The organism is Paenibacillus riograndensis SBR5 (assembly GCF_000981585.1).
In the GTDB taxonomy this organism is placed as follows: Bacteria; Bacillota; Bacilli; order Paenibacillales; family Paenibacillaceae; genus Paenibacillus_AQ; species Paenibacillus_AQ riograndensis.
The window spans coordinates 385,870-402,127 of record NZ_LN831776.1; the positions used below are offsets into that span (position 1 = coordinate 385,870).

Sequence of the window (16,258 nt, forward strand, 5' to 3'; positions counted from 1 at the left end):
TAGCCTTGTCCTAAGCTGATTCATCCAATGCCTAAAGGCGTTGGGCTTTCTCGGCTATTTATTAGTAAATCGGGCGCGCCGCGCTGTCAACGCAGGAGGTGAATGATGAAACGGCTGTTATTCTATATCATTGGCCTGAGTTTATGCGGGCTTATTGTGTATGCCCTGGCCTATGACCGTCCGCTGCTGGTGGAGTTTAGTCCGGAACCGGTGCCTAAGGCTGTCCCCAAGATTCAGGTCCGGATTGCACTAAACGACTGGACGGAGAACCTGGAGGTAAAAAACGCAATCCGGCAATTCAACGAAAGCAATCCCGATCATATTGAAATTGTAATGGTCAACCTGTCTGCGGATACTTACAATGACATGCTCAACATGCTGATGACTTCAGGTCAGGGACCGGACGTGTTCAGCGTGGATAATGGCTGGCTGGCTACTTATGTGAACAAAGGGTATCTGACCAATTTGAACGCCTACTTAGGCCCCGCTGATCTGAACAGATTTCCGGAGTGGGCCCGGGATTATGCCCACAGCTCCCTGTTCAAGGGAGGAGTTTATTTCATGCCCTCCAGTATTGAAACTGTCCGGCTTATCTATAACAAGCAGCTGTTCCGCAGTGCCGGTCTGGACCCCGAGCAGCCCCCCGTTACCTTCGCGGAAGTGAAGCAGGCTGCTGCCAGGATCAGCCGGGCCGGGGTTGGCGTGAATAAATACGGCTTTGCGCTGGCAGCGGGAGATAGCCAGGACAGCTTGCAGACGGGGCTGGAGATGTCCAATACGTACAGCGGGGTCTATCTGTATAACTACCGGACCGGACGTTATAATCTCAGCGTGTACGCTCCCTGGCTGCAGCTGCTGCTGGACATGAAGGCCGAGAGCAGCCTGTATCCCGGGGAGACCCTGCTGAAGCGGGACAGTGCGCTCAGGCAATTTGCCGACGGCAACATCGGCATGATGTATGCAACCAGCAAAGATTATGTGAAATTGCAGGAATATATGCCAAAGGATGACTGGGGCGTGGCTTTGCCGCCCGTGACATCTTCAGCCAGCCGGGGCAGCGGGGCGCTCATGGTGATTCCGCATTCGCCGCTGGCGGTGAATAGCAGTGCCCCGGATCAGGAAGCGGCAGTGAAGGTATGGAAGTTCCTTCAGTCGGAGGCCTTCCTGAACATTCTGTTCCAGCAGGCTTTGGCGCTGCCTGTGGTAGACGGCATCACGGACCTGCCGGGCCAGGTTCCCGGTCTGGGCCATTTTAAGGAGTTTTATCCTACCGCAGAGGAATCTATTTACCCGCTCCCTCCGCAGATTATGGATCAGTACGATCCGAACACCGTTTCGGTGGAGCCGCGTGACTCTGGAGACCGGCCCCGGATGCAGCTCTATCTGCAGATCCTTTCCGGCGGGGTAAGTGCAGGCGAAGGACTCCGTGCGGAAAGCGACCGTCTGAACCAGATGCTGGACATTGCCGCAACCGGATATTCGTTCAAGCATGAAGAGTACATCTATCCGGACTTCAATCCCCGTGCGCCGCTGAAGGCCGAAAGCCTGGAGAGCCGCTTGAATTCCGGGCAGGAGTAAGAACAGGGGAGAGGGCTGAACCATTGCCATTCGTGCAAGGTGCGGCTGCGAGGGGTAACAACCGTTGCATTAGTTAAAGGAAAGGACTGTTTCTAAAGGCCGCACGGCTTAGGAACGGTCTTTTTGCATTGGAGTCGAATGGTCTAACCGGTGAGCGGTCGAGCGGTCGTACTGTTGAACCGGCTGCTGAGCTGTTGAACTGCTGAATCAGTGAATCGTTGAACCGTCAAAGCGCTGAACTGCCATCGTCGAACCGTCTAATGTCGAACGTCGAACCGTCAATCTGTCAATCCGTCCGGGCAGGCAGGATTAGGTGGAAAAAGTAAAACTATTTTAAGAGAAATCGTTCCGCAGCGGAGTTTAGTGGGAATTAGTAGACTTATTTCCAGAAAATCTGGCGTAGTTGAGGGAAAATGGGCTTATTAGTGGTACTTTTTCCCACTAAGGGTTGTTTGAGGCTCAAATTATTTGGTTTAGTGGTACTTTTTCCACTTTGTCTTGTTGTAGCCGTCTCTTCAGTTCATAAGAGGTATACAAGTTGTGCGCAAGCTCGCAGTCGTTCCGTCCACGCATCATGCCATGCGCTGGAATATTACTATATAAATCGCTTTGGTGTGCTGCTAGTGCTAGATTCCTTAAAAAGAACGAAGCCATGCCAGCCAGAGGTGAGGGATTTGAAATCCAATATAAAGGAGAACTGGAGAGATGAGCTTTTTTTCAACGGGTCCAATAGAAAATAATGCGGTCAGCGGTGTAAGACCCACTCAGTCAGTGACGCTCCGAATCGATAACCGCAGCAATTCACTAGCTTCTACGGCATTAATTGAAGGTTACTACATGAGCGGGGGTCTGCGAAACTTGTATGTGAGCCAATCCTTGAATTTGGCCCCTAATCAAGTGGTGACTAACAACTACTTTGCTGATCTGGATGCATTTGAGTTTATTATTACAACGGCAAGTCCAAGCCCGGCAGATGATCCTGTGCAGGTTTCATTATGGGGGAAGAGCAGCACGGGGCAGCTGGTGACAGCCCATCGGCTGGTATCCGCTGAACTGCTGGGAGAAACCCCAGGAGCAACCGGCGCGACCGGGGCAACAGGAGCAACAGGCGCAACGGGAGAAACGGGGGCGACTGGAGTAGGAGTGACCGGCGCGACGGGAGAAACGGGAGCGACTGGAGTCACAGGTGCAACAGGTGCGACCGGAGAAACGGGAGCGACTGGAGTTACAGGTGCAACAGGTGCGACCGGAGAAACGGGAGCGACTGGAGCTACAGGTGTAACAGGAGCGACCGGGGAAACGGGAGCGACTGGGGTTACCGGTGTAACAGGTGCGACCGGGGAAACGGGAGCGACTGGGGTCACAGGTGCAACAGGAGCAACCGGGGAAACGGGAGCGACTGGAGCTACGGGTGCAACAGGTGCGACCGGGGAAACGGGAGCGACTGGGGTTACAGGTGTAACAGGTGTAACAGGTGTAACAGGTGCGACCGGGGAAACCGGAGCAACTGGAGCTACAGGTGCAACCGGAGCAACCGGAGAAACGGGAGCGACTGGAGTCACGGGTGCAACAGGTGCGACCGGGGAAACGGGAGCGACTGGGGCCACAGGTGCAACAGGTGCGACCGGGGAAACGGGAGCGACTGGGGCCACAGGTGCAACAGGTGCGACCGGGGAAACGGGAGCGACTGGAGCCACAGGTGTGACAGGTGCAACCGGAGAAACGGGAGCGACTGGAGCTACAGGTGCAACAGGTGCGACCGGAGAAACGGGAGCGACTGGAGCTACAGGTGTAACAGGAGCGACCGGGGAAACGGGAGCGACTGGGGTTACCGGTGTAACAGGTGCGACCGGGGAAACGGGAGCGACTGGGGTCACAGGTGCAACAGGAGCAACCGGGGAAACGGGAGCGACTGGAGCTACGGGTGCAACAGGTGCGACCGGGGAAACGGGAGCGACTGGGGTTACAGGTGTAACAGGTGTAACAGGTGCGACCGGGGAAACGGGAGCGACTGGAGTTACAGGTGCAACAGGTGCGACCGGGGAAACGGGAGCGACTGGAGTTACCGGTGCAACAGGTGCGACGGGAGAGACCGGAGCAACTGGAGCTACAGGTGCAACAGGTGCGACCGGGGAAACGGGAGCAACTGGAGTTACAGGTGTGACAGGTGCGACCGGAGAAACGGGAGCGACTGGGGTGACAGGTGTGACAGGTGCAACCGGGGAAACGGGAGCGACTGGGGTTACGGGTGTGACAGGTGCAACCGGGGAAACGGGAGCGACTGGGGTTACAGGTGCAACGGGAGAAACTGGAGCGACTGGAGCTACAGGCGCAACAGGTGCAACCGGGGAAACGGGAGCAACTGGGGTAACAGGTGCAACAGGAGCAACCGGAGAAACGGGAGCGACTGGGGTCACGGGTACAACAGGCGCAACGGGAGAAACGGGAGCGACTGGAGTTACAGGTGCAACAGGTGCGACCGGAGAAACGGGAGCGACTGGAGTTACGGGTGTAACAGGTGCGACCGGGGAAACGGGAGCGACTGGAGCTACAGGTGTAACAGGAGCAACCGGAGAAACGGGAGCGACTGGAGTTACGGGTGCAACAGGTGCGACCGGGGAAACGGGAGCGACTGGGGCTACAGGTGCAACAGGCCCGAATGTTGCGGCGGAAGGGTTCTCGGCGTTTCTGCCTACCCTTTCGGCCAGTGCCAGCACCCAGCTTGCCGGCTGGACGGTGACGTCGCCGTATTACGACAGCACCTCGTTTGACGAAACAACGGGGAACTATACGGTTCCGGTTACGGGCCGGTACTCTTTTGAAGCAACGATCAACTACTCTACTACTGCAGCGATTTCGGTTGCGTTAGGTGCGGGAGTTAACCCTGCATTTGTGATACGGAGAACTTCTCCTACGACTCTAGATTTGGTAAACGGACTATTCCCTCTGCTGAATGTCAACATTGCGCTTGTATTGACCCTTAGAACGATCTTGGGCAACGGGACAGTCACCTTGACCGGTGAGTTTGATCTGACAGCAGGTGATGTGATCGGCCTCTTCTATGAGGCGGATGGTTTAACGGTTCCGCTTGATCTGGGGGGCACATCTTCCGGCGTGGTCTGGTCAGTCCACAGATTCATTTAATGCATCGAAGGAGAAACAAATTTAAATTATAACCAGAAGGGGCCAACATCCAGAGGGTGAGGGCCTCTTCTTTTTTGGGGTAGCAGCAGTCTCCAAACTCTGTAGATTATCGAACTTTTATTATAGATGGCCTTATTTAGCATCTGCTGTTCTCCGGCTACACTTAAAGCATGGAAGAGAGAGAGACTGCTGAAGAAATCAGGAGGCGTAAGCGATGATCACTCATGAAAAAAGAAACGCGCTGGACACCAGGCTGCATCTGCCAGTGCGGTTACATCCGAAAAGAAGCTCCATGCTGCGGCATTTGCTGAAGCACAAGGTGCTGCTGCTGATGCTGCTGCCGGGTGTAGTTTTCCTGCTCATTAACAACTACCTGCCGATGTTCGGGATCATCATTGCCTTCAAAAATATTAACTATGTCGACGGGATCCTCGGAAGCCCTTGGGTGGGGCTGGATAATTTCAAATTCCTGTTCGCTACCTCGGACGCCTGGATCATCACCCGCAACACGGTGCTGTACAATTTCGTGTTTATTATTCTCAATCTGGTGATTGCCGTGTCCATCGCGATTGCCCTGAATGAGCTGAAAAACAAGCTGGCCGCCAAATTTTATCAGAGCGTTATGTTCTTCCCGTATTTCCTGTCGATGGTGGTGGTGAGCTATCTTGTATTCGCTTTTCTAAACGTTGAATACGGTTTCATTAACAAAGGAATCCTGGCGATGTTCGGGCTGAATGAGCTGAACTGGTACTCGGAGCCGAAATATTGGCCGTTCATTCTGCCGCTGATCAACCTCTGGAAAGGGGTGGGGTATGGCTGCGTAATCTATCTCGCGGCAATTATCGGCATTGACAGCGAGTATTATGAGGCGGCGCTAATTGATGGAGCCAGCAAGTGGAAGCAGATTCTTCATATTACGATCCCGCTCATCCGTCCGGTCATCATCATCACAACCATTCTTGCCATCGGCGGCATTTTCCGCTCGGACTTCGGACTGTTTTACCAGACTACACTGAACTCCGGGGCACTGTATCCGACAACGCTCGTCATTGACACCTACGTCTATAACGCATTGATCAACATGGGCAATCTGGGCATGTCCGCCGCAGCCGGACTATACCAATCCATCGTCGGCTTCTTCCTTGTCCTCGGCTCGAACTGGATCGTGCGCAAGGTCGACAAGGACCAGGCTGTTTTCTAAAACTTAAAAAAGGTGCGAGTAACGGAGGTGAAGTTTGGAACTGGAGGAGCGTTAGCGCCCGCCTTTATGTTTGGATTTCTACCGTAGCGAGCGGTTTAATTCAGGAAATTCAAACATAACAGCGGCCGGAAGTCCAAACATTCACCGCAGTTACGAGCAACACCTTTGATGTAGTAATTTAGAAGGAGGATGGAACCAGTGACCAACAATGAAATATCCAGGCCGACGAATATTATACTCCATATTATTTTTATCATCCTGTCGATCACCTGCCTGCTGCCGATTGTGCTGGTGTTCATGATTTCGATCACCGACTACGATTCGATTGTGCTGAACGGGTATCAGTTTATCCCGGAGAAGCTTAGTCTGGAGGCGTATGCTTATATTTTCAAAGACTATGCTGTCATTGTAAAAGCCTACGGCGTGTCTATCTTCGTCACCGTTGCCGGCACTCTGCTCAGCGTATTTATCTCTTCCCTGTATGCGTATCCGATTTCGCGGGCTGATTTCAAGTACAAAGGCTTCTTTGCCTTTCTGATTTTTTTCACGATGCTGTTCGGCGGCGGGCTGGTGCCCTGGTACATGGTCTACACCCAGGTACTTGATCTCAAAAACTCAATATGGGCCCTCATCGTTCCGATGCTGCTGTCCCCGTTCAATGTGCTGATTATGAAAACCTATTTCCAGATGAGTGTGCCGCCTGCGCTGATTGAGGCCTCCAAAATTGACGGTGCCGGTGAGCTGCGGACCTTCTTCCGGATCGTATTCCCGTTGTCGCTGCCGGTATTTGCTACGATTGGCTTGTTCAACACCCTGCATTACTGGAACGACTGGTTCAACAGCATGATCTTCATCACGGATACTGATCTTTATTCCCTGCAATACCTGATGTACAAAATGATCTCCCAGGCGGACTACCTGAGCCGCAACGGGGCTTTGATTCAGGGCTCGGCTACTGAGCTGGCCAAACTGCCGGGCGAAACGATCCGCATGGCCATGGCGCTGATCGGCATTGGTCCGATAGTGCTGGCATATCCGTTTTTTCAGCGGTATTTTATCAAAGGCCTGACGCTGGGTTCTATTAAAGGCTAACCTCGGATTTCACCGGTTTAGCATATATTGATTCATCTAGGGGAGGAAAACAAGATATGGCGGGAAAAAAGGGAACGGGTCTACTGCTTTCGTTTGTACTATTGATAGGACTATCGTTAAGCGGGTGCGGCGGAAGCAACAGCAATAATGAGGTTGCCCCGACGGGGACGCAGGCGGACAGCACTGCTGCACCGGCTGCTTCGGATAAGGCGGTGGCCACCGAAAAGACGAATGAGCTGGAACAGGTGGAGCTGTCGCTGTATCTGCCCGGCGGACCGGATAAGGATGTGGCCTCCGTCGAGCAGGCGATCAATGAATATCTGAAGGATAAGATTAACGCCACAATCAAAATCAACCAGCTCAGCTGGGATAAACCGGCAGACAAAGTGAACCTGATGATCCAGTCCGGCGAAGTGTTCGACATGGTCTACACCTGGAACTTTATGACCAACGCCGCCAAAGGCGCTTATCTGCCGCTGGAGGAACTGCTGGACACCTATGCCAAAGAGACCAAGGCACAGATTAACCCGGCTTACCTGCAGGCGGCTACCGTCAATGGACATTTGTATGCGGTTCCAACCGAGAAGGAGCTGGGCCAGTCGGTAGGGTTTGCTTTTGATAAGGCAATTGTCGACAAGTATGGGTTCGATGTGAACAGCATCAAGAAGCTCGAGGATATTGAACCGATGCTGAAGACGATTAAAGAGAAGGAGCCGGCCATCACACCGCTGTTCATGAATCATACCGACAGCCTGAACTGGTTCACCGTGTACCCGGACAGCGAGGACCTCGATGGCAGCAATGAAATTCCGACACTGCTCGATTATAAGACGATGAAGGTTTTTAACGAATATGACACCCCGGAAATTCTGGCACGGCTGAAGCTGATCCGCGAATGGTACAAAGCGGGTTATATCAACAAGAACGGGGCTACCGACAAAACCGAGCTGAAGGATGCGGTAAAAAGCGGCAAAGCCTGGTTCACTTACGGCAATATGAATCCAACCTCTACCAATGACTGGACCCGTCTCGCCGAGAAGCCGATGGTCATCAAAACCCTTCTGCCGGTACAGGTCAGCACCAAAAGCCTGCAGGGCTCCATGCTCGCCATCTCCAGAACCTCCAAAAACCCTGAGCGGGCCATGATGTTCATAAACCTGATCCATACCGATCCGGTCCTGTATAACCTGTTAACCTTCGGCATTGAAGGCAAGCATTATAAAAAGGTAGGCGACAATACGGTTGAATTTATTCCGGACAGCGGGTATAACTCGGTATCCTCGTGGATGATCGGGAATGTGCTGCTGAACTATCTGAACAAGGACGAAGATCCGAAACGGGTACAGCTCTATACCGACTGGAACAAAAACTCCAAGGTGTCCCCGGTGATCGGCTTTGTGTTTGACTCGACCAAGGTGCAGTCGCAGATCGGCGCGCTGATCAACATTACGAAGCAGTATAAGAATACCCTGTATTCCGGGGAAAAAGACCCTGAGCCCATCCTGAAGGAAATGAACAGCAAGCTGAAGGCCGCTGGACTGGATGCTGTCATAAGCGAAATTCAGTCGCAAATGGATGCGTTTTTGGCCGCCAAATAAGATGTTGAATGATTAGCAGACCCGATTCCCGGTAAAGTTCGGCCATCCCCCTGATTCGTAACTTCAGCCTGCTGCGGCCGCTTGTCTGGGTGTCGGGTATTCCTATTCGCCGAATTAGCAATTGGGGGCCCTGTTTCTATTCTAATAGAAGAGGGTGTTAATGTGCGAATGATTAAAAAAACAGCTGTACTGCTTACCCTGTTATGTGTACTGATGACGGTTCTGATGCCGGGCGGGCGTATTGTATCCGCTGATCCTCCGGGCACAGCGGCAGGCAAGCAGGAGACTTCAATGACGTCAAAGCATGCAAAAAGCGAAGGCCCGGTTACCCGTCCGGTTTCCGCAGCTCTGCTGCCCGGGACGGTTGCAACCGCCACCTATGACCCTCCCGGCTTGCTATGGCAGGTGGGGACTGCAGACAATAGCTCAGCCGAATTTACAGTTTACAATAATGTGTACAGCAATCTTACCCTGCCTCTGCCTGCTGGCAGCTGGAACACAGTCTCCAAAGGAATGAAGGCCGATGTCAATGGAACGGTGAACCTTACGTTTGATTTAACGGCAGTTCCTGAGCATGGAATGGAATTCAGCTTCAAAGTAATTGACGCAAGCACAGCGATTCCCCAGCTTGCCGTATTCACAAATGGCCTCATGAGCGGACTCATTCAAATTACAGGTCTGAATAACGGGGAAGCTGCCCTGGAGAATACGTGGAAGCAAACCTACAGGCTGTATATTCCGAAAGAACAACTGCATACAGGCCAAAATGAGCTTAAACTGATGGTTGACCGCGGTTTGTATGCGGACCCGCAGGCTCCCGGATATGACGGTGACCAATATTTATGGTTCGAGTGGGACTATTTCAAGCTGAAGTCCCTCGAAGAGCAGGCGGAGGAGCCGATTCATGGACGGTATGTGCATTTGGGAACCACGCTGGCTGCAGCAACCTTCAGATATGACGAAAATGCGATCCGCCATCTGGCGCCAATGACCAAATGGATGGGCATCGCCTACAGCGGCAACTGGATGCGCGCCTCCTTCTGGTCGGATACGAGCGCAGGCTGGGACCCGCAGGGCCGGAACTATCTCGAGACGCTGCGTGATCTGAATCTGGAACCAATGGTGAATATCATCGGGGGCAACTGGAAGAACAATGCCGATCTGGTGGGCGGAACGATCAGCACGGCGTTGAGGAACTATTACTCCGCGTTTGTCAGTAAGTTCGGGGATTTGTACCAGTACGCGGAATCAGGCAACGAGCCCGGCTTGTTCAGGTGGTCCCAGCAATCTGTGCTGGCAATCCATGAGCTGATGGATCAGGAACGTCAGACCAACAACCAGCCCTATCTCAAAATTGTGGCACCCGGCTGGGCCTATTGGCCCTATAACGGAATTCCTGACGGGTGGGAACGGGATGCTGCCCAGCGCAAAGAGATTGAAGCGCTTTCAGATGTGACGAACGGACACAGCTATGGCGGAACCGGCGTACAGCCGCTGCCGGGCGGCAGCCTGTATGAAAATCTGCAGGTGTACGGGGAAGCGGATGAGGGCTTCGGCAAAGAGATGGCGATGAGTGAAACCGGCAGCAACGACAACCATTCCGACAATACGAAATATGGTACGTATGCCCACAGGTTCGCTTCCGCTTTTGACCGGGAGCTGCGCGGGGATATCGGCTATGTCGACCATATTATGCAGCATGCGGCCTTCTTCAATGACGGCACCGAATTCGGCTTGTTCAATTCCGGCATCAACTGGAATACCCATCGCTTTGAGGATACGGCGGCTGTAGCAGCCAATACCAACGAACCGGGCGAGACTAGACTGAAGACGTTCCGCAGGCTGGCCGCCGCATACGCCACCCATGGGCGTCCGCTCAGCTACGAGATTCTGAATCCATTGGACCTGAACGGGAAAAAAGCATATTTCCGGGCGGTGGACACCTCGGCGCTGGGCACCTCAGTTATAGGAGCTTCTGCAGATAAAATTCTGTTAAATTTTGTGAACTTTGAAACCGGACCGGTGACGATGCAGGTCCGGGTCAAGATGCCGGAGTGCGGCGAATACACCGGAGAGCGGTTTGGACCCGGCGATACCTATGCCGCCGCCCACTCCAAGGTCCAGCTTACGGCAACGCCGGATCTTACGCTTACAGTAACCCTCGGCGCAGGCGAAACCGTCCAGTATATTCTGGATGAGCTGGAGACAGAGGCACCCTCCGCTCCAACCAGTCCGGCAGCAGTGGCGGTGAGCCATGAGCAGGTCAAAGTAACCTGGAATGCCGCAACGGACAACGACAGCGTTGTAACTTACAATGTATACCGTGACGGTGGAACAGAACCGGTAATGACAATTCCGGGACGGATTACCTTTTATAACGACTACACTGTAACGCCTGAAACTGTATACAGCTATAGGATTCAGGCAGTGGATGATTCCGGCAACGTCTCACCCTTAAGTACAGCTGTATCTGCAACCACACTGCCGATGCCGATCACGCCGCATGTACCCGGAGATCCGACCAAATTCGAGGCGGAAGCCGCCGCTTTTGCCGCGCCGCTCAAAATCGGCCACTACAGCATCGCTTCAGGGGGAAGAGTGGTGGAGCAGACCCATGCCGGAGGTTTGACCGTTCAAGGGTTCTATTCGGAGAACGGCGGAAGCTATACGTTAACTATTGCATACGCTTCCAATCAGGAATCGAAGAAAAATATCCTGATCAACGGCGTAAAACAAACAACCGTGACCCTGCCTTCCACCGGAAGCTGGAATTCCAACTTTACCGCGAGACAGTACGGCATTACGCTTCAGCCGGGGTATAACATGATTAGCTTCACCTCTGCCGGGAACGGCGCAAATCTTGATTATTTCAAGCTTGAAGAAGGGGCTTATGTTCCTGTCTCGGCCTGGTATACCGTGGAGCACGATCATCCTTATATCGACTATACCGGCTTCACGACAGCCTCCAATGGTGTATCTCACGTGACCTATGCGCCTGACGCCACCGCTGTGTTCAATTTCAAGGGCATCGGGGTTCGCTGGAGATCGGATATCAAAAGTGATATGGGCAGCGCCGATGTCTACGTCGACGGGCAGTATAGGGAGACGATAGTTATTCCCCAGGCTGGTCTGGAGGGAGACAACAAAATTGTCTATGAGCTTACCGGTCTGGAGTATGGCCTGCACCGGATTGAGATCAGAGGGACCGACGGGCTGGTGATGGTCCACGGGTTCGAGTTCGAGAGCTATGAACCCATACTTCCCGCCCCGCTTCCGGACCTGACCGTTACAGATATCGGCTGGAATATCGTTAATAGCGACGGCACCCCATCTTCGCACACCATTCCGCAGCTCGGTGATTCCTTAATTTTCTGGGCCAAGGTAAAAAACATCGGAGTGCGTCCAACGCCGCTGAACACCTCTACGGGGCTTGGGCAAATAACCGGCGGCGCTTTTTCCGTCAACGGCGGAGTGGTCTCCTGGACGGATACGAACAACACCGTGATCCAGCCGGGAGAAGAGATCACCCTAACCGCCAACAGCAGTGCCCAAGGCACGCCAAGATGGGCAGTTCCTACCATCGGCGATTTCACCATCGGCTTCTTCGTGAACGATATTTGGCGGTATGAGGAAATGAACAAGGAGAACAACAAATTAAGTGAGACATTGAGTATTAATCTGAACTGAAGAAGGTGAAGAGTTGCTTCTTTCAACAGATCGGCGAGCATGATTGATTCATTAGATAACTAAGTGCATCAAATGTGTAGAAGTGCATAAAGAGTATACCAAAAAGACTTCTCAAAGCTGGAGGAGTCTTTTTTTATCGTACGCTCAATTATTAATTCAACTATCGGTGCTATGGCAATAATAGCAACGGTGCAGATGGAAAAAGTTGGATATAATTCAAAAAACTTGGCCGGAGAATGGTCTTTAATATGGTATATTTACCTTGTTGATTACTAGAAGGGTCCTCCCCAGTGTGTAATTAAAGAGCCCTTCAAAGTGATTCTAAGACTTTGGAGGGCTCTTTTTAAAAAGATAAGAAATTATATGTTTTGGGGGAACTGACTCCCCCTTATTTAACTGTAATACAGTGTGAAAAAATGTGGATATCTTGGAAGCCTCACAGGAATATACGCGATGCAGGAGGATAGGGCTTCATCCGCGGACTGAAGCGGACAGAGGAGCCCTTATTTTGCCAAAAATCCTACTTTTTCTGCAGTTACGGACTCAGGAGCCGTTATAACGTTCGATGGAACCTGGAATAAAGGGGAAAGGGAGAAATAAAGGCATCTCAGTCCGTCCTGCGGAATAGCCGAATCTTCTATCCATAACGGCTCTCCTGTCCGTAACGGCTGCGGATCGATAGCGAAGGCATAGGGCGATCCGTCTTTACCGGCTTCCTCGCAGGTGCTAGTTGGAAAAAGGGAACTTATTTTTCCGAAAATTAAGAAATTCTGAGATTGAAGTGGAAAAAGTAAATCTAATTGGGCCGCATTTCTGGTCCAATGGTGAAATGAGCTGAATTAGTGTCCATTTTTCCACTTCATCTGCTCGAGGATAGGGTACTCCGGCAAATTAGTGTCCCTTTTTCCACTTAAAGAGTTGCCGTAGGATTCATGGGGAGTCGTTCTCCAGGTAACGCTAGAACCAATACGGCTGTCCCGTGGAGGACGGCACAGCCGTATTGGTTCTTTCCAAAGCTCAATCACAAAAAACAAACTACTTTGAAGCAACCGGGCTGGATGAGAGATCTTCTGGCACAGTAGAATTTTATACTTATTTTATAGCTGTCTTTATTTAGAGTGATCTGTATTCCCGCTACACTGTAGATAGTAACTACCGGGAGGAATTGTGACCATGCATAGGCCGCTGACAAGGGAAGAGCAGGATTGGGTAGAGCGCACGCTGACATCCATGAGCCTGCGGGAAAAGATTGGGCAAACGATGCAGGATCATGCGGGGCGGCTGCCCTTCAAGGGTAACGATGAGGAGGCGCTTGCGGCATATTTGAAAACGTATCCAGTAGGGAGCTTTTTTATCGGCGGAGAGGTGATTCAGAAGGCGGCGGGCAAGGCGGAGGAGTACCGGGATTGGGCGGAGCAGCTGCAGCGGATCAGCAAATATCCGTTGCTGTTCTCCGGCGACCTGGAGTTTGGTGCGGGGTCGGCGGTGAAGAGCCTGACCGCATTCCCGCCGCTCCTTGGGCTGGCTGCTGCTGACGATGAGGCCCTGGCCTACGAATACGGCAAATTCACAGCACTGGAAGGGCGGGCGGCGGGTTTTACCTGGGCGCTGGCACCCGGGACGGATCTTTTGCTGAACTGGATGAATCCTGTAATTACTACGCGCTGCCTGGGGGATGACGCGAGACGGGCGGCCAGGCTGGCGGGCGCAGTCATGCGGGGAATGCAGGACCATGGCCTGGCAGCATGTGCCAAGCATTTTCCGGGAGACGGGGTAGACTATCGGGACCAGCATATTGTGACCACCATCAACGGCTTGTCTGAGGAAGAGTGGTTCGCGGCTTACGGGCAAGTGTCGCAGCATATGATTGATCAGGGTGTCCTGTCGTATATGACCGGGCATATTGCCCTTCCCTGGCTGGAAGGAGGGACGCAGGAAGAGAAGCCTGTACCGGCAACGGTGTCGGAACGCATCACCACAGGACTGCTGCGGGAGCGTATGGGCTTTGCAGGCGTGGTGCTGTCAGATGCGCTGGATATGGGCGGATTTCTGGCCTGGGGCAGTTATGAGAAACGGATGGTGGACTGCTTCAACAGCGGCACGGATGTGCTGCTGTGGCCGGGTGTGGAATATTTCGGGGTCATGGAGCAGGCAGTCAGTGAAGGGACCGTCCTTATGGAACGGTTGGATGCCAGTGTCCGCCGGGTGCTGGAGCTGAAAGCCTTGCTTGGGGTGCACCGGGTGGATCAAAAGGGCAGGGACCCGCAAGCGGTTCCGCTGCTGAATGACCGGCTACCGCCAAAGCTCGACCTGGAAGCCAGACAACTGAGCCGAACGATTGCAGAGCGCTGTATTACGCTTGTCCGCAATCGTGGCGGTATCCTGCCGCTTGACCCTCAGACCACCCGCCGGGTGCTGGTGGTTCTCCTGAACAAAGTGACGGAAGGCCGCAAGTATGAGCGGATGAATGTCTTTGTGGAGCTTTTACGGGCGAGAGGGTTACAGGTGGATATCCTCGATGAATTTGAGCCGCTGGGCACGCTGCGCAAATGGGAGCTGTCGGGGATTCGCTGGGATGCTGCGTTTGCACCTTATTTTCTGCCTCTGCACGGCATGATGAATACAGCCCGGCCGGTGGGCGAGGCGGCCAAGGCGATCTGGGCGATGCAGCATGCGGAGACCATCCGTCCGATTGGAATTTCTTTTGCCACGCCATATTTGCTGCAGGATATGCCGTTTCTGGATGCGCTAATTAATGCCTATTCGCTGCATGAAGAGACGGTGGAGCTTACGGTGAAAGCGCTGTTCGGAGAGGTGCCCTTTCAGGGGCAGTCTCCGGTGAAGGCGGACCCGCTGGACGGTTCTCCGGACTTAAAGGGGGTTCATCATCATGAACACTGAGCGGAAGCTTGCGGAGACGCTGGATCTATTGTTTCGATATATGATTTTGGAGGAGCATAAGGGACACTGGGGAATGGACATCGATCACTGGGACTGGGTGCCGGGGGTCGGCGTGATTTCGTTGATGGAGTACGCCACAGCCAGCGGGCGGGGGGAAGTTCTGGATTATCTGCTGCAGTGGGTGAACCGCAATAAACGCAAGGCCGAAGGGGCAAAAGTTATTAATGCATTGGCCCCCTTTGCGCTCTTTCCGGAGCTGTACCGCCAGACAGGGGACCCATGGTTTCTGCAAAAAGCCATGTCCACCGCCGATTGGATGCTGAACGCTGCTCCGGTCACACGTGAAGGCGCATTGGAGCATACCGTAACGGAAAATGTGGATTTCCCGGAGCAGGTATGGGCGGATACAGTCTACATGGCGGTTTTGTTCCTGGCGCGCCTGGGCGGGCTGACGGGAGAGCCCCGGCTGGCGGATGCTGCAGTCCAGCAGACGCTGCTGCATCTGCAATTGCTGCAGGATCCGGAGTCGGGGCTGCTGTACCACGGCTGGAACAGCCGGGCGGGCAATCATATGTCGGCAGTCCATTGGGCGCGCGCCAATGCATGGATTACCCTGGCCGTTCCCCAGATTGTAGCGGAGCTTAGAGAGGCGGTTGCGATTCCCGAAGAGTTGTACAGCCGGTACCGCTTGCTCGCCGCAGGTCTGCTATCCTGTCAGGCGGGGAATGGGTTATGGCATACGGTCTTGAACAGACCGGATTTTGTTCAGGAGACTTCAGGCAGTGCGGGAATAGCCTGCGGGTTCATCAAGGGCGTGGAGCAGGGCCTGCTGGAATCCTCTTATCTGGATGGTGCCCGGCAGACCGTTCAAGGTATTCTTCCGCTCATCGCAGAGAACGGAGAAGTGCAAGGGGTATCCGGCGGGACGCCCGTCATGCCTTCAGCAGATGCTTACAATACCATCGAAATCTACCCTACGCTGTATGGACAGGGGCTGGTGCTGCAGCTGTTCACGCAGGCGCCGGATCTGTTATCGGGCACACGTTCGGCATGAAAA

At 53.4% G+C, this 16,258-nt stretch carries 8 protein-coding genes; all 8 read left to right on the forward strand.

Translation table 11 applies throughout. The annotated features are described in order from the left end of the window. Positions 1-102 precede the first annotated feature (102 nt). The 8 genes from PRIO_RS01790 (at position 103) to PRIO_RS01825 (ending at position 16,255) form a co-directional block, all read left to right on the forward strand. Entirely contained in the window at positions 103-1,578 is a 1,476-nt protein-coding gene (locus PRIO_RS01790) for an ABC transporter substrate-binding protein (RefSeq protein ID WP_081487100.1), read from the forward strand. A 705-nt stretch (positions 1,579-2,283) separates the two neighbouring features. Continuing rightward, complete coding sequence (locus PRIO_RS01795) at positions 2,284-4,722, forward strand: beta strand repeat-containing protein (RefSeq protein ID WP_046500965.1); 2,439 nt, start codon at positions 2,284-2,286, stop codon at positions 4,720-4,722. A gap of 214 nt (positions 4,723-4,936) precedes the next feature. Continuing rightward, entirely contained in the window at positions 4,937-5,923 is a 987-nt protein-coding gene (locus PRIO_RS01800) for an ABC transporter permease (RefSeq protein WP_020427211.1), read from the forward strand. Positions 5,924-6,112: 189 nt separating this feature from the next. Further along, positions 6,113-7,015 (forward strand): carbohydrate ABC transporter permease, encoded by a 903-nt coding sequence (locus PRIO_RS01805; RefSeq protein WP_039786727.1) that lies wholly within the window; start codon positions 6,113-6,115, stop codon positions 7,013-7,015. Between the two features lie 56 nt (positions 7,016-7,071). Beyond that, positions 7,072-8,613: an ABC transporter substrate-binding protein gene (locus PRIO_RS01810; RefSeq protein ID WP_020427213.1), complete on the forward strand. Its 1,542-nt coding sequence runs from the start codon at positions 7,072-7,074 to the stop codon at positions 8,611-8,613. A gap of 168 nt (positions 8,614-8,781) precedes the next feature. Further along, complete coding sequence (locus tag PRIO_RS01815) at positions 8,782-12,300, forward strand: polysaccharide lyase family protein (protein ID WP_046500969.1); 3,519 nt, start codon at positions 8,782-8,784, stop codon at positions 12,298-12,300. Positions 12,301-13,473: 1,173 nt separating this feature from the next. Further along, on the forward strand, positions 13,474-15,201 hold the full coding sequence (locus PRIO_RS01820) for a glycoside hydrolase family 3 protein (RefSeq protein WP_020427988.1): 1,728 nt from the start codon (positions 13,474-13,476) through the stop codon (positions 15,199-15,201). Next, positions 15,191-16,255 carry a glycoside hydrolase family 88/105 protein gene (locus PRIO_RS01825; RefSeq protein WP_020427987.1) on the forward strand — a complete coding sequence of 355 codons (1,065 nt, stop codon included), beginning with the start codon at positions 15,191-15,193 and terminating at the stop codon, positions 16,253-16,255. Before PRIO_RS01820 ends, PRIO_RS01825 begins: the two co-directional genes overlap by 11 nt. Positions 16,256-16,258 lie beyond the last annotated feature (3 nt).